Below are 18,680 nucleotides of genomic sequence, written 5' to 3'. Positions count from 1 at the left end.
ACTTATTATGTCAAACCAACAACGTGTTATCAGCGAATTAGAAACCCTTGGTATTACTAACGTCAAAGAAATTGTTTACAACCCAAGCTATGAACAACTCTTTGAAGAAGAAACCAAACCTGGTTTGGAAGGCTATGAAAAAGGCCGTGTAACCACTTCAGGCGCTGTGGCAGTTGATACCGGCATTTTCACTGGCCGTTCACCAAAAGACAAATTCATCGTACTTGATGAAAACACCAAAGACACCGTATGGTGGACCTCTGAAGCCGTGAAAAACGACAACAAGCCGATGACCCAAGAAACTTGGCGCAGCCTTAAAGAGCTTGTTACCCACCAACTTTCCAACAAACGTTTATTTGTTATTGATGCCTTCTGTGGCGCCAACAAAGACAGCCGTGTGGCCGTGCGTATCGTAACAGAAGTTGCATGGCAGGCTCACTTCGTAAAAAATATGTTCGTTCGCCCATCTGAAGAAGAACTGGCCACCTTCAAACCTGATTTCGTGGTGATGAACGGTTCTAAAGTGACCAACCCGAACTGGAAAGAACAGGGCTTAAATTCTGAAAACTTCGTTGCTTTCAACATTACCGAAGGTATCCAATTAATCGGTGGTACTTGGTACGGCGGTGAGATGAAGAAAGGTCTCTTCTCTCTCATGAACTACTGGTTACCACTTAAAGGCATTGCATCAATGCACTGCTCTGCCAACGTGGGCAAAGATGGTGATGTTGCGGTATTCTTCGGCCTATCAGGCACAGGTAAAACCACCCTTTCAACCGATCCTAAACGTCAATTAATCGGTGACGATGAACACGGTTGGGACGATGATGGTGTGTTCAACTACGAAGGCGGTTGCTATGCCAAAACCATCAACCTTTCTGAAGAAAATGAACCAGACATCTACCGTGCAATCCGCCGTGATGCCCTACTCGAAAACGTGGCAGTGCGTGAAGATGGCTCAATCGACTTCGCAGACGGTTCAAAAACAGAAAATACCCGTGTATCTTACCCAATTTACCACATTGACAACATCGTTGCCCCTGTGTCTAAAGCAGGCCACGCAACCAAGGTCATCTTCTTAACCGCAGATGCCTTCGGCGTGTTGCCACCTGTATCTAAATTGACCCCAGAGCAAACCAAATACTACTTCTTATCTGGTTTCACAGCAAAACTTGCCGGTACAGAACGTGGTATTACCGAACCAACTCCAACCTTCTCAGCTTGTTTCGGTGCAGCCTTCTTATCGCTCCACCCAACTCAATACGCTGAAGTATTAGTGAAACGTATGCAGGCCTCTGGTGCAGAAGCCTACCTCGTGAACACAGGTTGGAACGGCACAGGCAAACGTATCTCCATTAAAGATACCCGTGGTATTATCGATGCCATTTTAGACGGTTCAATCGAAAAAGCGGAAACCAAACAGCTTCCAATCTTCGATTTACAAGTGCCAACTGCCCTACCAGGCGTTGACCCAGCCATCTTAGATCCACGTGATACTTACGCAGACCAAGCCCAATGGCAGGCAAAAGCCGAAGACTTGGCAGGCCGTTTCGTGAAAAACTTCACCAAATACGCCACCAACGATGAAGGTAAAGCTTTAGTGGCAGCAGGCCCAAAAGCCTAAGTAAGCCTTCAACAAGCGGTTTAAAAAGGCCAGAAATTTGCAAAAATCTTGCCAAAGATGACCGCTTGTAAGAAAACCGCCTAGATGGGCGGTTTTTTTGTGCTTATATTTATTCTATTCTCCCCGTAGCATTCGGTCGAAATCGCTTTCAAATTCTCGGTCTTGAATCACTCGATATTTCTCAAATTCACTAAGTGCGTGAGCTTTGGCAATTTCGGTACTGACCTTGCCTGCATCTCGCAAAATGGCTCGGTCGGTGGCATCTAAAAAGCGATTGAGCCGATTTTCCCAGTCCTGCATTGTCATCGGGATTTGGCGTTGCGCCATATCTTCTGCCATATCCAAATAGGCAGACACCAGCCGTTGCAGTTGGGCAAGCTCACTGTCGGTCAGGTAATTTTTGGCGACCACGACATCAAAGGAATGAATTTTGCCCTGCGGTGCGTCCTTCCAACTGGTCAGCCCCATATTGGGCTGGCTGGCGTTGGCTCGTTCGACAATCAGCTCAGGGGCGGTATGCCCGTGGATAGCCCAGTGGAGCTTGTTCTGCACAGTAGCGAAAAAGCGTTTGGTGGTGCTGGCGGTGCGGTCGTAGTCCACCGATGTGGCGTAAATATCGGTGATTTTTTGGTAGAACTTGCGTTCCGACAAGCGGATTTCCCGAATGCGGGCCAGTTGTTCTTCAAAGTATTTCTTGCCCAAAATCGTGCCGTCATTTTTGAGCCGCTCATCATCCATCGCAAAGCCCTTGATGGTGTAGGTTTGGATAATCTCCGTCGCCCACTTGCGAAACTGCACCGCTCGCTCAGAATTGACCTTGTAACCCACGGCAATAATGGCGGAAAGATTGTAGTGCTTGATGTTATAGTTTTTGCCGTCGTCGGCAGTTACTCGAAATTTTCGAGTAACTGAATCTTCCGCTAACTCATTGTCTGAAAGATTTTTTTTAAATGATAGGTAACGGTGTGCGATTCAATATCATACAACATCCCCATCATTTTCTGACTTAGCCAGACATTTTCATCGGCATAAACGGCGTTGATTTGGTTCTCGCCCGTGGCAGTGATAAAGGTTAAATACTCCGCTACTGATGAGCGGATAAGCTCGGTTTTGGTCATGCTTTTCTGTCTTGATACTGGTAAAACTTACAGTTAAGTATAAGGCAAAAATTCAGCCTTGCAAGCCTAAATTAGTCATTTTTCGATCGAATCGCAAAAAATCCTACCCGCTCACCACCACCTGAATGGCGGTACACCTGCCATTATTACAAACGCCTTCCGACACACTACAAGCCGCAATGCCAATACGAGCATCCATCAAGGCTTGCAGGATGACCCGATCCCCTGCCTTGGCTGGCGATGGGTGAATGTGGATCTTGCCCTGCTCGTCCACTTGAGTGTGCATAAAGAGATTGATGGGCTGAATCAGTGATCGCTGACTGCCCAAGGCTTGGTTGATGTTATCAAAGCAGTTGGGGTGGCCTTGACCATTTTGATAGAAGAAGTCATAGGTTTCAGGGCGGCAGCAGGGAAAGAGCAAATCGTGCTTGCCCACATCGTCTTCAATCAGCTTAAACATTGGGCGATAGCGGTTGGTGTAGATCAGATCATTCAGATTAAGCCTAAGAGATTCGTTGCTATCAAGGGTAACTGCCGCCGATAAAAATTCGGTTGGCTCGTCCAGACACTCGGCAAAAAAGTCTGCGACTTGGCCACCTTCAACATTGATCACACTGATAAACTGCCCCGCCTTCACCGCCAAGCCCAGTCCACTGCAAGGCTCAATCCAATAGGTTTGTTGCATCATAATTCTCCAAGATCAGGAAATGAAAAATGCCCTATTATAGGGCATTAAGGCATAACATGCGGTTGAATTTGGGGAAGATTTTGCAAAATGTTGGCAAAAGGCTAGCGCTTTAAAAAACGCTTTCAGGCACAGTGAAGGTTTTGGCCAACAAACGTGTTTCGCTCTCGCTATCGTGAGCAAACTGGGTAATGGTGGGCTTGCGGCGACAGAGTTCACGCAGTTGGGCGGTGGATTGCTCATGCAGTTTTTCATCTATACATACCCCGTCCACTTCGCCCTTGAGCAGATAGTCTTCCGCATAGGACGCATCGCCTGCAATCAGCACATAATGATCGCCCTGATCCACCACCACCGACAAATGCCCCAGCGTATGGCCTGGCGTTGGAATGAGCAAGACTTTGCCGTCAGCCGTTAGCTTGTGGCAGTGCTCAAAATTCTCAAAAGCCCCGCCGTCAAACTTGATGGCTTCAGGCTTGAACCAGCTAGGATAGTGCATTTTTAAATAGCCATTAAAGGCCGCATTCCTGGCATCAATGGCCTGTTTTTCCTGCTCGCTTAACACAAAACGGCTGTTAGGGAAATTGCCAAGCCCGCCTGCGTGATCGCCGTGCATATGGGTCATCACCACGGTTTTGACTGCCAGCGGATCAAAGCCCTTAGCCTTTAACACCGCCCCCACTTCTTGGCTAGGCAGCACGCCACGGCGTTCGCAAAACTGCATAAATGGATGCCACCAAGGTTGATAGCCCTTGTCATTGGCTCGGCTGGATTCGCCTGTATCGACCATAATCAAGCCTTCAGGGTGTTCAATCAGCCAGCAGCCGATAGGCAATTTCGGCGACCATTTCATATCGGTCAGCACGTCCAGGACACGCAAGGGGCGTAAAAAGAGACGAGCTAGCTGGTGATGAACCTTAATTTGCACCCAACCCGTGGTTAGGCAGTGGATTTTGATGTCAGACATAGTGTTCCTTGATTAGCATATCATTTTGATGTTAAAGACTATTCAACAAGCGGTCATTTTTGCATAATTTCTTGCAAAAAATAAGAAAAATTTGACCGCTTGCAAGCCCTAGCTCCGCCCCGTATTTAAACCCGCTTTGCCATTTTCCCACAGGGTTTTGAACAAGACCTTCCAAGGCAAAAGCCTTAAGTTGGGTGATTTTCCCTGGCCGATTAAGTCCATTTGGCTCATATACCAGTTCATTTCCAGCATTGCCCCGGCCTTCTTGTCCACAGGGCTAAAACCCGTTTTAATCCGCTTGGTTTCCAGCGTTTGATAAGTGCCAGCCTGGATTTGGTTGGCTAAATCAGGCACAAGGGCGAAGGGGCGAGCCACGCCGACCAAGTCCACCGCACCGCTGGTTAAAGCATTTTCCATGGCCGCTTGCGAGCGAAAACCGCCTGTAATAATGAGCGGCACTTGGCTGACGGATCGGGCTTTTTCGGCGTAATCTAGGAAGAAGGCTTCCCGTTTTTGAGTGCTGGATTTCTCTGCCAGCATTTGCGGGCTTTCGTAGTTGCCGCCTGAAATTTCAATAAAATCAATGCCTAATTGGGAGAGTTTCGCCACCACCTGCACCGACTCTGCTTCGTCAAAACCGCCCTTTTGGAAGTCGGCCGAGTTGAGTTTCACGCCCACCAAGAAATCCTTGCCCACCTTGGCCCGAATACCTTGATAGATTGCCAGCAAGAACTGCATTCGATTTTCCAGCGAACCGCCCCATTTGTCGGTACGGCGGTTGTGGAGGGGCGAGAGAAATTGGCTAATGAGATAGCCGTGGGCAGCGTGGATTTGCACGCCTGAAAAGCCCGCTTGTTCAGCAATCACCGCCGTCTGTACAAACTGCTCAATCAAGCGCTCAATTTCGTCAGCGGCCAGCTCCCGTGGCGGATTGATAAAGCCGTCCATCCCCACCAGTGGCACGGCACTTGGGGCCAGGGGCCTTTTGTTTACCGCGGCTGGCGACTGCTTGCCAGCGTGGTTGATCTGCATAATCAAAAGCGTGTCGTTTTGCCTGCCCGCTGCCGCCCATTTTTTCAGCATTGGCAGGCTACGATCGTCTGAGACCACCACATCTTTGAGCGATCCCTTGCCATTTTCCGCCACCATCACATTGCCAGTAACCAGCACACCAGCCCCACCCTTGGCCCAAGTGTCGTAGAGCTTAACCAGTTTTTCTGTTGGCTGACTTTCCTGGGCTAATTGTTCTTCCATTGCCGATTTAAAAATACGATTTTTGGCGGTTTTGCCGTTTTGAAAGGTAAAGGTATCAAATAGCATTGTGTTTTCCTTATGTTTAATAGTTTAAAAATTTAAACTTATTCGGATAAAAAAATAGGGTCTTGTAGGGACGCATTGCATGCGTCCGAGCGATATATGCATTCTGATAAGGTTTGCGACGCATGTCTGCGTCCTTACATATATCTTAATTCACTTGTGTTTCTGGACAATGAACCGCCATGAGCGCAACCAGTTCCCTTAATTTCGCCACCTGCTCAGCCATTGCCAGCGAATAAAACCGTTCCTTGCCTACCTGCTCCACCGCCACCGTGCCGGCTTGCAACATAATCTTCAAATGATGCGACACCGCAGGGCGAGAAAGGTGCAGGTGATCGGTAATCTCATTCACGTTCATTCTGCCGTTTTCCAGTAAGAGCCGCAGAATTTTATGGCGGTTTTCATCGCTTAAGACGGTAAAGACAGGAATACAATCCTTCATCAGTTGCATTGTTTGCTGGGGCATAATAGACTTGCTTATAAGTTTAAAAATGTAAACACATTATAGGGGGAAGAAAAAGAGAATGTAAAGGGGAATCTTGCCTGTTAGTTTGATTTTTATGATTAAGCGATAAACAGTAGCAAGCGGTCAGATTTTGGCAAAAATTAACAAAATCTGACTGCTTTTTTATGTCCTGTTCTCAGGCCGCTAATAGGTGAGCAGCTTTGTTGCTCTTAACTTCACAGCCCCAAAGGGGCTGAACTATCCGTAACCTAGTACGGCTCTGCCGTGCTAGGTATCAAAGAGATTATTTTTTATACTTGAAACATCTTCCCTAGTGGGTAAGTTTTATTTGGATCTTCAAAATCGTGAGACACTGTCTCACAAATTAAGCTGGGAAGAAATGGAAGTACAGTTCCAATACATCATAAAAACATAAGAATTGGAACGATGGTTCCATTTTATTGACTGTGTGCCTGTGATTTATCTGGTGAAAATAGATTTCCCATTGAGTGACAAGCGGTAGGCAACCCCAAAATTTTACCAAATTATGTCGCAGCCTACCTATTCATTTGATCTCACGCAAACTTCTCTAAACTAATTGAATGTTTTTACATCATCTAAACCCACCCCTGATTGCGCAAAAAAAAAACAATATATACTTAAAAAACAAGCAAACGCTGGAGCAATTTTCGTGTTTTTACGTTCCATTTAAACTGTATAAAAACCCGCCAATTTACAAGATAAAAGTTCGTTTCGTCCTCTTGCTGCCCTTTTGGGCGGCAAGGTAGAGCAGCTTTTGGTTATTTGGCTGGTTTTTTTCGTATCTGATTACCCCAAACCACCAAAGAACCCTGTTTTTTGGTGGTTTTTTTATGTTTGTTTGCTTGATTGGTGTTTTTTTATACTTTTCGCTTATATAGAAACACTGAAAACGAGATGGCAAGCCTAGGTTTGTTATTTGATCTGTTTATCCCTCACCCTAATGGAGATGAGACTATGGTGGCAAAAACCAAAGAAATTACCGTTAAAAAATCCGCTATTTTCCCTTGGCAAGCGGCTTACAGCTCGGTTAATCAACCGGTTGAATATTTTAAACATACCATTGAGGCCTTAAGCGATAAATCTATTCGCATTACGCCTCATAGCCAATTAGAAGCTCTACGATTATTGGCGGCTTATGCTTATTATAGGAATGAAGAAGGTAGGTATGAACATATTAAATATGAAAATGATTGGACTGAAAGCCAATTTGCGACAGCCTTAATTGATTTTGTTCAGAAATACGACCCTGATAATGTCAATATTTCTGATGAGAAGAAAAGTGCAGTCTATATTTATCGCAATGAAGAAGATAATGCCTTTAAACATACCATTGAGCTCTTTAATGATGGTTCAGTGCAAGTTACCCCTGAAAACAGCCTTGCAATCTTACTCTTATGTATTGAGCATTGGAATGAGAGGTCAAATGAAGCGAGTTTTAAGCGTGATAAGACCTGGAAGCCAGAACAACTAGGAGCGAAATTTATCGATCAACTTAATAAATCGAAAAATAAAGCAAGTTGGAATTGGTGGCTTAGCCTTTCGACTGATTTAAAATATTTATTAATCTATAACGTTCATGAACATTTAGCGCGTTATGCTTCTGATGAAGATAAGCAAGAATTGCTGGATATTTATCGTAATAGTAAACGGCTTGATGACGTATATGGATTATGTCAATTTGCTTCGACAGATTATATTTTTGAACTAAAAAAGTTAAACATTATGCATCCAATATCGTATGAAGAATATATGGAGAAAGTACCTTTCAATAATAATATTGATTTAGCGCCATTGGCCACTTTGAAAAAGCTGAAAAGCGTTTTTATTAATGCTGATATATTAGCTTGTACAAAAATACCAAAGGGATTGGATAAATTAGAGCGATTAACCGAAATCACAATATCAACTTTATCAAGTAAGACCGATTTTAACTATACTATTACACAAGAAGAATTAGATGAGGGGATTAAAACCTTATTTGAAATTGCAAATTCACTAGCTAAGTTAAATGTCATAGAGCTTTCACGATCACCTTGGGGCGTATATTTGTATGGTAATCTAATTGTACGCAGAGAATTAAGAAATTTAGCTAATGTTAAATATATTTAAAAAGAAAGGACGTTTTTATGAGCACACAAAATTTGTCAGCAAATAGCATTACTCGTAACCCTGAGGCAGATTGGGATTGGTGGTTAAGTCTTAGCCCCCAAACAAAATTTTCACTCATGATAACATGCCAAGATAGCAACGATGAAAACTATGGCGCTTTAATAAAAGAGTATGGTACAGATGTTAAAGGTATCTGCCCTGTTTATCATAATAATGATTTGTACAATGATAAGAATGGATATATTCGTAAATTTTTAAATGATGCCATCTTAAAAATAGAGCGTTTTAGTCCGTTACAATGTAGATTTGACTACATGAGAATGGGGATGATCTTAGGGGAAAAATCAAGTTTTTCTCTCGATGATATTGATATTGAGTCATTAGCTTATCTACCAAATTTAAGTTATTTAGGATTAGGTAGCTTTGACCTTAAGAGTAATTTACCCACAGGCTTAGCAAAATTAAAAAATTTATCAGAGCTTTCATTGGATAGTTTTCAATGTCGTGAAGAGGACATTGAAGAAAACATTAAAATACTATCAAGTATTTTTGCGGAATTACCTAACCTTAAAATTTTATGGATGGGTTACTCTGTTTTCCGCTCTTATTTTCAAGAAAATGAAGTAGCTCTTGAAAAATTTAAGGCACTTAATCCAAATTGTGAAGTTAAATGTTAGCCTGATTAGTAGTTGGTTTGTTATTAAATAACAAACCAGCCTTGTAATACCAAAATGTTTATTCACTTTTAAAGAGAGGAATTGCTTATGACTATTTTATTTTGTCGTATCGGCTGGATGAAAAATTATCAAGGCCAAACCGAAACAGATACCATCGAAGGCGGTGGTTCTTATGTAGAAGAAAACGGCACGGGGTTCGAAGTGTGCAACTTCGCACGTAATTCTGAGGATGGTTGTTTTTATGGGTATGTTCGAGTATTGAATGCAGGTGCTTTTAATCTAGCCAAGTTAGGTGGTGGGATTGATAATAAATATGTTGATGATGTCACTGTCGTCTGGGTAGCAACAGATAAAGATGAAGAAGCTGGAAGCTCAAAAATGAAGATTGTTGGTTGGTATCGCCACGCAAGAGTATTCGCTAAGGAGCAGTTTCAGCCCATTCCTCAATTGCATCAGAAAAATGGTATTGATAAATATAGAATTAAGGCAACAGAAGCCACCTTATTGCCAGTTAAAGATAGGGAATTTTTTATTCCTCACGCGAGAACAGAGACTGGAGGTTTCGGGAATAATAATATTTGGTATGCTCAAAATGATAATGCAAAAGAATTTGTTGATGAGGTTATCCAATATATTGATAAATACGAAAGAGAAAAACGCTTAGAACAATTAAATAAATTGGGCTAAGAATAAACATCAGTTCCACTTGGCTTGTGGCTATATCACAACCCAATATTATTAACCAACAACACAGAGATGTTTTATGAATATTAAAAAAGAAACCAAATACGGAAATTACCATCTTATGATTGATGAAGATGGCAAGGTACATATTAAAGTTGCTGAAGGCAAAGTCAGACCTTTTTTACGTGAAGTATTCGAGAAAGAAGGGCTGGAATATGATGAAAAGAAATCCACCACTCGTGAAATGGGCAATCAATTAATTCATTTTGTTAATAACCCAACTATGGAGAGCCCCAAAAGTATGTCTAACGCAAACTCAACCAACAACGCCGCCGTTAGAAAATCACTCTCTTTTCCATCGCATATTGAAGCTATTGATAACGATCTTGAAGAACATCAATACACGGTAGAATTGCTGGAAAACGGCACTGTTAACATTATTCCAAAAAATGAATTAATCCCATTATATTTAATAGCGAATAATTTTTATAATAAAGAAAATGACCAAGTAGAATTTAATTATGATAAAAGCTGGGATAAAAAACAATTAGGAGCCGCCTTAATTGATTTTATTCAACAGCACGATCCTGAAAGTGTTCTTCGCTCAGAGGGGAAAAGAACAGCTTTATTTTATGGTTCTCGTGAAGAGAGCGAAACCATTAAATACCGCATTGAACAATTAGATGATGGTTCAATTAACGTTATCCCTGAAAGTAATATTGCCATTTTATCTTTACTATTAGATTGGTGGAATGATTTTCGTAGCAATTGGATTGATTATGAAAAAGATTGGACAGAAGAAGAACTCGCTTCACACTTTATTGATGAAGTTGGCAAACCAGAAAAAGATTGGAATTGGTGGGTAAATTTACCACAGGATTGGAAATTTAGCTTGCTCTATCTTTATCACGATCAGTTAGAAGAAGAATATGAGTATGACGAAGATGGCATTCTTGAGGTTTATTATAATGAAGAACTTCAAAATGATAGAAATGGAGCAGCTTGGTATACTATTAGTGAATTTATTCTCGATGCTGATGCTGCAGATGATAACATTTATATGACAGAGCCATTTGAGTCTGAGCAACAAAGCCTTCTCGATATGGATTTTTCTCTTGATTTTTCCCCGCTTGCTTATATTCCAAATTTAAAAGAAATTAGTTTCTATAGAGCTGACAGCTTATATGTTGTTCCAAGGGGACTAGATAAATCACCAAATTTAGAAGTATTAAATTTTGCTCGTTCAGGCTTAGGCGAAGATGATAAAGAACAAAATATTGAAGACATCTTTGCAATGGCAAAAGGCTTGCCAAATTTACGTAGATTAGATCTTTCAGGCACAGTATTAGCCTATCATTTTGAAGACAATCAAGATGAATTAGCTAAACTCCAAGCCTTAATGCCAAATTGCGAGATTGAGCTTTAAGATTATTTCCCTTGGCTTGCGATAACATCGCAAGCCAATAATATCAACCAACAACACAGAGGTGTTTTATGAATATTAAAAAAGAAGCTATTTATAATAAAGATCATCATATTATGATTGATGAAGATGGTAAGGTGCACATTAAAATTTCCGAAGGTAGAGTAAGACCTTTTTTAAGTGAAATTTTCAAAAAGAAGGTTTGGAATATGATGAAAAGAAATCAACCACTCGCCAAATGGGGAATGACTTAATTGATTTTGTAAATGACCCAGAAAAATACGCCACTAAACAGGCAAAAAAATCAACTGCAGTAGAGTCTAGCGACGATCCTGATTGGGATTGGTGGTTAAGTCTTGAACCAGCAACAAAATTTATGTTACTTCATACTGTCTATAATAATTTAGAAGAGCATTACGGAGAAGATGAAAAGGGTATTATTCCTGTTTTCTATGATAGTAATTTATATAATGATAGAAATGGCTATATTTATTCCTTATTAAAGACAGAATTGATAAATGAAAAAGAGTTAGACATTAATTGGGGGTAAGCAGGTTAGAAATGCTTACTGAAAAAAATAATGGGCCACTATTCCCTTCTTTTAATCTTAACCACATTGAACAGTTTGCATATATGCCTTACTTGTCTAAGTTACGATTATTATGTTTAGACTTAAAAAAAATACCAGATGGATTAGATAAATTTACACACCTATTACACCTTGAACTTTCTGGCAATGTGAAGTTGGGTGATGAAAATATTGAGAAAGAAATAGAAAAACTATTTAAACTTGCAAAAGCCCTACCACAATTAGAGCATTTGCAAATAGAATATACCCCATTAGCTCATTATTTTAAGGAAAATCAATCTAAGTTAGATGAATTAAAGTCTTTAATTCCAAGATGCAAAATTGAAATTTAAAAAACATAAAAAACGCCACCTGAATATTATTTTAGGTGGTATTTATAAAATACTATTCCTACTGGAGAACCGAAATGACAACTGAAACTCGTGTGCCAACACCCCAGAAGTGTATTATGAATATTAAAAAAGAAGCCAAATATGGTAATTATCATCTTAAAATTTATGACAATGATAGCGTAGGTATTGAAGTTTCCAATACGCTAGGTGTATTACGTGAATTTTATAAAGAAAATGGTCTTGAATACAAAGATACAGATAACACCCAGGCTATGGGGCGTAGATTTGTTAATTATCTTAATGAAGAAGTAAATGCAGACAAAATCAAAATAAGCTCTTTTGAAAAAGAATTAAGAAAAGTAATTTCTGATGTATCTTGTATTATAGGTGAAGAAATTCCTCAAGATTGTTATCAAATTAACATTCTTAGCGCACCACATAAACCGAATAATTTACCTGAAAATAAAATGGGAATTTATATTTTTAAATATCAGAATGACTATTTAAAAATTGGAAAAGTTGGTGCTAAAAGCAATGCTAGATTTGTATCACAACACTATCTTCCAAATTCAGCAATGAGTAATTTAGCGAAATCACTTTTAAGCGATGGCACTTTTGGCGTTAATGAAGAAAATGTCGGTGATTGGATTAGAAATAATTGTGATCGGATTGAAATTATCATTGATGCAGAATTAGGTGATTTGGCACTATCTCTCATCGAGGCAAGTTTACACTATAAGTATAAACCTCGATATGAAGGGAAAAATAAAGAAACCGAGGCATCATAAATTTTCCTTCAAGTATGCCGTACTTATAGCCTACTGACTTACACTAGGCTATAAGTTTTATCAGTAACCGCACTTTTACATTTTAATAGGATAAATATGAATACTTTTGTTGCTATTGATTTTGAAACCGCCAACCATAATCGCTCCAGCGTGTGCAGTGTGGGCTTGGTCTTTGTTGAGCAGGGGAAAATCGTGAGCGATTATTACCGCCTGATCCAACCTGAGCCTAATTTTTACAATGAGAAGAACACCGAAATTCACGGCATCACCCCAGATGATACCGCCCTGGCTGCCCCCTTTCCAATCATCTGGCAGGAAATACAGGCATTGATTGGCGATTTACCCTTGGTTGCCCACAATAGTACCTTTGATGAAAGCTGCCTGAAGGCGGTGCTGACGGCTTATGATTTGCCACTCCACCAAAACCGCTTTTACTGCACTCGTCAGCAAGCAAAAAAGGTCTTTCCTCACTTGCCCAACCACCAACTCAAGACCGTGGCAAGCCATATCGGCTTTGGCCTGAGCAATCACCACCACGCTTTGGCGGATGCCCAAGCTTGTGCGGCGATAGCTTTACGGGTTTTTTAAATAATTGTGAGGCACTGTCCCACAAATTACGCTGAAAAAATGGAAGTACAGTTCCAACACACCATAAAAACATAAAAATTGGAACTATGATTCCATTGAATGGATGGCGATGTGGTGAAACAGATTATCCATCGAGCAACAAGCGGTGCAAATTCTCTAAAAATTTGCACCTTACTTTTTTGCAATCCCGATCGTAAAAGACTGAATAGGGAGTTTCAGGGCGGGATTTTTACCTTATGTTTACCTGTAGTTAAAGCAGGGCCATTTGCAACTTTCCGCCCTTTTCCACCCGCTTTTATTCTCTACCGCCACTGGCTTGAGTATGGTACAATCCGCCTTTAAGATTTTTGGATAAATTAGACCTATTATGAGCCGTCAAAAGAAAAGCCGTCGGATTACCGACATTATGCCCGCCCGCAAGAGCGACAGCCCTAAGCCTGGACAAAAAGTCAGCTATGGCAAAAACCGCAAGCCAACCCGCTATGAATTAGACCAACAAGCCCGTGAAGCCAAGAAGAAACGTAAACACAAGGGCTTACCCTCTGGCACCCGCCATTTAGATGCGGTTGAGCAGAAAAAAACACAGGCCAAAGAGGTGAAAGACCCTCGCATTGGCAGCCGCAAAAAAGTGCCGCTGGTGGTGGAATTTATCAATCAGCCTGAAAAGGGCAAGTTTATCCAGCCTGTGCCTGTGGAGCCCAAAGCCCCTACGCAAGCCGATTTGGAGCAGGAATTAGCCCAATTAGAGAACAATGAATGCTTACACCAGCTCTTGGATGATATGGAAAACGGCAAAAAACTCTCTGCCGAGGATCAGAAGTTCTTAGATGAGAGCCTAGACCGTATTGATGAGCTTATGGACTTGCTGGGTATTGAGGACGAAGAAGAGAGCGAAGATGCCCTCTTGAAACAGTTTGAGACGGTGGATATTAATCAGTTTAGATAGTCCGACAGCAATTATCTAGAGATGGCGCAAGCGTCCACGCTTGTGCCTTATATATAAAGCATTATCAGCACCAGCGAGGACGCTGGCGCTATCCAGCTAGAGAAACAACATGAAATTCTTCCTTATTATCCTAGCCCTGCTGATTATTCTTTCTCTGGCAGGCTATGTGGTTTACCTCCTCTTGAAGTTAGCCAAGCAGAAAAGGCTTAACCAAGCCGCCATTGAACAGGCCCAAAAGGCCCGCTTTTTGAAGATTATCGATAGCATTGAGGTCATCGCCCGTGCCATGCAAAGTGAGCAGTGTGATTTTTCTGAAGGTGTCTTGCGGCTCAAGGCCCTGCTTGATGTTTTAGGGCTCAAGCTGGCCACCTACCCTGCTATGTTCGCCCTTTATGAAGTGGTGGCCGATCACCCAATTTTGGACGAACGCAAGAACCTGGCCCGCAACCAGCGGATGAAGCTGGATTTAGAACGTGAAGCCGCAGAAGCTGAGCACCAAGAAGCCATCAAAAAAGAATTACCGCAATTATTAAACGATATTGAACAGTTTAAGAAGGATATCTAATGTCTGAAATTATTTGGGACTTAAACCTTATTCAAAAATATAACCAGTCTGGCCCCCGTTATACCTCCTACCCAACGGCCCTGGAGTTTAACGACAGCTATAACGATGACGATTTCCGTGCAGCGGCGGCCCGCTACCCTAACAAGCCGCTCTCGCTCTATGTGCATATCCCCTTCTGCCACAAGCTCTGCTATTTCTGTGCCTGTAACAAAATAATCACCCGCCACCAGCACAAGGTGGACATCTATTTGGACTACCTAGAAAAAGAGATCAAGTACCGTTCCCAACTCTTTAAAAACCGCACCGTGACCCAGATCCACTGGGGTGGTGGCACGCCGACCTACTTGGATGAGGATCAGTCCCTGCGTCTCATGGCCATGCTGCGTAAGCACTTCAATGTGGCGGATGATGCTGAAATCAGTATCGAAATGGATCCACGTGAAATTGAGCTGGATATGCTAGATCACCTGCGGGAAATCGGCTTCAACCGTATCAGCATGGGCATTCAGGACTTCAACAAGGAAGTGCAACAATTAGTTAATCGTGAACAAGACGAGGACTTTATCTTTGCCCTCATGAAACGAGCACGGGAACTGGGCTTTACCTCCACCAATATCGATTTGATCTACGGTTTACCAAAACAGACGGTTGAGAGTTTTATGTTTACATTGGAAAAGGTGGTAGAACTCAACCCAGACCGCATGAGCGTGTTTAACTATGCCCACCTGCCAAGCCGCTTCGCTGCCCAAATCAAGATTAAGGATGAAATGCTGCCGGCCCCTGAAACCAAGCTGACCATCCTGCAACAAACCATCGAATTTTTAGGCCAAAATGGCTATAAGTTTATCGGCATGGATCACTTTGCCAAACCAGATGATGAGCTGGCCATTGCCCAAGCACAAGGCATTTTGCACCGTAACTTCCAGGGCTACACCACCCAAGAAGATGCCGATCTCTTAGGAATGGGGGTATCCGCCATCAGTCTTTTAGGCGACAGTTATGCCCAAAATCATAAAGAGTTAAAACAGTATTATGCCGAAGTCGAAATGCGGGGCATTGCCCTGCACAAAGGGCTGACCATGACCCGTGACGACTGCCTACGCCGGGATGTGATCAAGGCGCTCATTTGCAACTTTAAGCTGGATTATGCCCCGCTTGAGGCCCAATACGGCATCAGCTTCAAAGACTATTTTGTGGAAGATTTGGCCCTTTTGGAACCGCTTGCTAAGGATGGTTTGTTGGAGATTGGCGAGACGGGCATTCAGGTTTCCCCACGGGGAAGATTGCTGATTCGCAATATCTGCCTCTGCTTTGATATTTATTCCAGACAACAGGCCCGCCGCCAACAGTTCTCTCGCATTATTTAGAGGTGCTTATGAAAAATTCTTATAGTTTATTGGCAGTTGCGGTTGCGACTGCCTGCTACAGCCAATATGCTGCCGCTGATCTTAAGGCTCAATGTTTACTGGGCGTGCCTCACTTTACTGGCGAGCTCGTGCAGGACGATCAAACCCAAATGCCTGTTTATATTGAGGCCGATTCTGCCCTTATCAACCAGCCCCGTGATGCCACTTACACAGGCAATGTCAGCGTGAAACAAGGCAACCGCTCGGTTATTGCTGACCAAGTGCGGGTGGAACAAGAGGGCGATGCCCACCGCCAGGCCTTTTTGCAGGGCAAGTTTGACTATCGGGATAACCTTATCAATGTAACCGGCCAAGATGCCTCCATGAACCTGCTGACTAATGAGGCCAATTTAGGCAATGCCGAGTATCAATTTGTCGGCCGCCAAGGGCGAGGCACTGCGGGTGATGTGGCCTTAGCGGGCGATACCCGGGTTTTGAAAAACGCCACTTACACCGCCTGCCTGCCGGGCGATAATGCCTGGTCGCTTGAGGCCAAGGAAATGGTGCAGCACGTTAAGGAAGAATATGCCGAACTCTGGCACGCCAAATTCCGTGTGCTGGGCGTGCCGGTGCTTTATACCCCTTACCTCCAATACCCGATTGGCGATCGCCGCCGCACGGGCTTATTGCTGCCATCTGAAATTGGACGTTCCAGCAAAAATGGCTTCTACTATTCCCAGCCCTTCTACTGGAACATTGCCCCCAATATGGACGCCACCTTCACCCCAACCTACTACACTCGTCGTGGCTGGCAGATTAGCCCCGAGTTTCGCTATTTAACCGGCATTGGCCAGGGTTTGATGGCCGCCGAATATATGAAAAAAGACCGTATGCGGGATTGGACCAACCGTGACCAAGCCCGCTACCTCCTCCACTGGCGCCACAATGTCAGCTTCTTGAGCGACTGGCGTTTGAATGTGGACTACACTCGGGTAAGTGATCGCCGCTACTTCTCCGACTTTGACTCCAGCTACGGTTCCAGCACTGACGGCTATGCCACCCAAAGTTTCAAGCTAGGCTACTACCAGCCTAACTACAATATCGCCATTTCGGGCAAGAAGTTCCAGGTCTTTGACAATGTGTCCATCGGGCCTTATCGGGTGCTTCCGCAGATTGATTTTAACTACTACAAAAACGATCTGATTGGTAATGGCAACTTCCGTTTTTATTCCCAAGTGGCCCGCTTTGAGAATGACAGCTCGCTCATGCCCAAGGCCTGGCGTTTCCACGCTGAACCCAGCCTCAACTTTCCGCTGGCCAACCGCTACGGCAGCTTGAACCTGGAAACCAAGCTCTACGCCACCCACTACCGCCAAGAATCAGGCTCAGGCACCAATGCCGAGCAGGTCAAATCCAGCGTTAGCCGTGTGATTCCACAAGTCAAATTGGACTTCAAAACCACCCTGACCAATGACAGACAGTTCGTGAGTGGCTACAACCAGATCATTGAACCCCGTGTGCAGTATGTTTATCGGCCTTACCGCAATCAGGCCGACATCGGCTCCAGCCGCCAGACCAACCTAGGCCTGGGCTACGACTCTGCCCTACGCCAGCAGGACTTCTTCTCCCTCTTTAGTGACCGAGCCTTCAGCGGCCTCGACCGTATTGAATCGGCCAACCGCATCACCCTGGGCGGCACCACCCGCTTCTTTGATGATACCACGGGCGAAGAACGCTTCAACCTCAGTGCCGGCCAGATCTACTTCTTAACCCAGTCTCGGATTGATGACACGACTACCAATGCCAACGCCAAGCGTTCCTCCTCCTGGGCCTTGGAGTCCAACTGGAAATTCCACCCTAAATGGAACTGGCGGGGCAGCTACCAGTATGACACCCGTCTCAATCAAACCTCAATTGCCAACAGCACCCTGCAATACAAGCCAAGCAAGGACAAGCTAATTCAGTTGAGCTACCGCTTTGCCAGCGAGGAATATATCGACCAAAACCTCCAAGCCGGCGGCAACCGCTATAACCAGGATATCAAGCAACTGGGTGGCGTGCTGGGCTGGGAAGTGACCGACAAGGTTTCAGTTATGGTCAGCCACTACCACGACCTGGCCCTGAAAAAGCCGGTGGAAAGCCAGTTGGGTGTAACCTATAATACCTGCTGCTGGTCGGCCACCCTCTACACTGCCCGCCGCCTGACCTCGACCCCAGAGGGCAAGCCTGATGGCAAAAACGATTTCTACTATGACAATCGTTTTGGCATCAACTTTGAACTACGCTTCGGCGGCTCCTATGGTTCGGGCGTACCGAGAATGTTAAAACGCGGTATGATCCCTTATACCGAGGCCTTTAATATCAACTAACCCTCCACAAGCGGTTGGAATTTGCAAAAAATCTGCAAAGGACAACCGCTTGCTTTCCCAAGGTCG

At 43.5% G+C, this 18,680-nt stretch carries 18 protein-coding genes and 1 pseudogene; 14 read left to right on the top strand and 5 right to left on the bottom strand.

Features of this window, described 5'->3' with window-relative positions; translation table 11 throughout:
* Window positions 1–7: 7 nt before the first annotated feature.
* The gene (locus A4G20_05245) at window positions 8–1,624 is read left to right on the top strand and encodes a phosphoenolpyruvate carboxykinase (ATP) (GenBank protein QIW15775.1); all 1,617 of its coding nucleotides are present in this window, start codon (window positions 8–10) and stop codon (window positions 1,622–1,624) included.
* A gap of 114 nt (window positions 1,625–1,738) precedes the next feature.
* On the opposite strand, the pseudogene A4G20_05240 reads toward A4G20_05245, so the two are convergent.
* The 5 genes and pseudogenes from A4G20_05240 to A4G20_05220 all read right to left on the bottom strand — a co-directional run bounded on the left by A4G20_05240 (window position 1,739) and on the right by A4G20_05220 (window position 6,177).
* Window positions 1,739–2,742: pseudogene (locus A4G20_05240) on the bottom strand (cell filamentation protein Fic).
* A 103-nt stretch (window positions 2,743–2,845) separates the two neighbouring features.
* A complete protein-coding gene (locus A4G20_05235) occupies window positions 2,846–3,427 on the bottom strand; it encodes a hypothetical protein (protein ID QIW16857.1) in 582 nt (193 codons plus the stop codon).
* 112 nt (window positions 3,428–3,539) lie between these two features.
* Window positions 3,540–4,394, bottom strand: coding sequence for an MBL fold metallo-hydrolase (locus A4G20_05230; GenBank protein ID QIW15774.1), 855 nt, complete (start codon window positions 4,392–4,394; stop codon window positions 3,540–3,542).
* 108 nt (window positions 4,395–4,502) lie between these two features.
* Window positions 4,503–5,714: an NADH oxidase gene (locus tag A4G20_05225; protein ID QIW15773.1), complete on the bottom strand. Its 1,212-nt coding sequence runs from the start codon at window positions 5,712–5,714 to the stop codon at window positions 4,503–4,505.
* Between the two features lie 145 nt (window positions 5,715–5,859).
* Window positions 5,860–6,177 carry a transcriptional regulator gene (locus A4G20_05220; protein QIW15772.1) on the bottom strand — a complete coding sequence of 106 codons (318 nt, stop codon included), beginning with the start codon at window positions 6,175–6,177 and terminating at the stop codon, window positions 5,860–5,862.
* Between the two features lie 915 nt (window positions 6,178–7,092).
* On the opposite strand from A4G20_05220, the gene A4G20_05215 reads away from it, so the two are divergent.
* The 13 genes from A4G20_05215 (at window position 7,093) to A4G20_05155 (ending at window position 18,614) form a co-directional block, all read left to right on the top strand.
* Complete coding sequence (locus A4G20_05215) at window positions 7,093–8,307, top strand: hypothetical protein (GenBank protein ID QIW15771.1); 1,215 nt, start codon at window positions 7,093–7,095, stop codon at window positions 8,305–8,307.
* 17 nt (window positions 8,308–8,324) lie between these two features.
* On the top strand, window positions 8,325–8,984 hold the full coding sequence (locus A4G20_05210; GenBank protein QIW15770.1) for a hypothetical protein: 660 nt from the start codon (window positions 8,325–8,327) through the stop codon (window positions 8,982–8,984).
* An 87-nt stretch (window positions 8,985–9,071) separates the two neighbouring features.
* Complete coding sequence (locus tag A4G20_05205; protein QIW15769.1) at window positions 9,072–9,671, top strand: hypothetical protein; 600 nt, start codon at window positions 9,072–9,074, stop codon at window positions 9,669–9,671.
* A 76-nt stretch (window positions 9,672–9,747) separates the two neighbouring features.
* A complete protein-coding gene (locus A4G20_05200) occupies window positions 9,748–11,094 on the top strand; it encodes a hypothetical protein (GenBank protein ID QIW15768.1) in 1,347 nt (448 codons plus the stop codon).
* A 68-nt stretch (window positions 11,095–11,162) separates the two neighbouring features.
* Window positions 11,163–11,345: a hypothetical protein gene (locus A4G20_05195; GenBank protein ID QIW15767.1), complete on the top strand. Its 183-nt coding sequence runs from the start codon at window positions 11,163–11,165 to the stop codon at window positions 11,343–11,345.
* Window positions 11,330–11,641, top strand: a complete 312-nt coding sequence (locus A4G20_05190; protein ID QIW15766.1) for a hypothetical protein — start codon at window positions 11,330–11,332, stop codon at window positions 11,639–11,641. Before A4G20_05195 ends, A4G20_05190 begins: the two co-directional genes overlap by 16 nt.
* A gap of 11 nt (window positions 11,642–11,652) precedes the next feature.
* Window positions 11,653–12,012: a hypothetical protein gene (locus tag A4G20_05185; GenBank protein QIW15765.1), complete on the top strand. Its 360-nt coding sequence runs from the start codon at window positions 11,653–11,655 to the stop codon at window positions 12,010–12,012.
* A 323-nt stretch (window positions 12,013–12,335) separates the two neighbouring features.
* The gene (locus tag A4G20_05180; GenBank protein QIW16856.1) at window positions 12,336–12,800 is read left to right on the top strand and encodes a hypothetical protein; all 465 of its coding nucleotides are present in this window, start codon (window positions 12,336–12,338) and stop codon (window positions 12,798–12,800) included.
* Window positions 12,801–12,896: 96 nt separating this feature from the next.
* Window positions 12,897–13,388 carry a DNA polymerase III subunit epsilon gene (locus tag A4G20_05175; GenBank protein ID QIW15764.1) on the top strand — a complete coding sequence of 164 codons (492 nt, stop codon included), beginning with the start codon at window positions 12,897–12,899 and terminating at the stop codon, window positions 13,386–13,388.
* 367 nt (window positions 13,389–13,755) lie between these two features.
* The gene (locus A4G20_05170) at window positions 13,756–14,334 is read left to right on the top strand and encodes a GTPase-activating protein (protein ID QIW15763.1); all 579 of its coding nucleotides are present in this window, start codon (window positions 13,756–13,758) and stop codon (window positions 14,332–14,334) included.
* Between the two features lie 109 nt (window positions 14,335–14,443).
* Entirely contained in the window at window positions 14,444–14,899 is a 456-nt protein-coding gene (locus tag A4G20_05165; GenBank protein ID QIW15762.1) for a coproporphyrinogen III oxidase, read from the top strand.
* The gene (locus A4G20_05160; GenBank protein QIW15761.1) at window positions 14,899–16,266 is read left to right on the top strand and encodes an oxygen-independent coproporphyrinogen III oxidase; all 1,368 of its coding nucleotides are present in this window, start codon (window positions 14,899–14,901) and stop codon (window positions 16,264–16,266) included. The genes A4G20_05165 and A4G20_05160 overlap by 1 nt, the downstream gene beginning before the upstream one ends.
* An 8-nt stretch (window positions 16,267–16,274) precedes the next feature.
* The gene (locus A4G20_05155) at window positions 16,275–18,614 is read left to right on the top strand and encodes an LPS assembly protein LptD (GenBank protein ID QIW15760.1); all 2,340 of its coding nucleotides are present in this window, start codon (window positions 16,275–16,277) and stop codon (window positions 18,612–18,614) included.
* Window positions 18,615–18,680: the final 66 nt, after the last annotated feature.

Source organism: Pasteurellaceae bacterium RH1A, assembly GCA_012221805.1.
GTDB lineage: Bacteria > Pseudomonadota > Gammaproteobacteria > Enterobacterales > Pasteurellaceae > RH1A.
The sequence above is the reverse complement of the archived record's forward strand: the minus strand, read 5'-3'. Positions and strand labels throughout refer to the sequence as shown.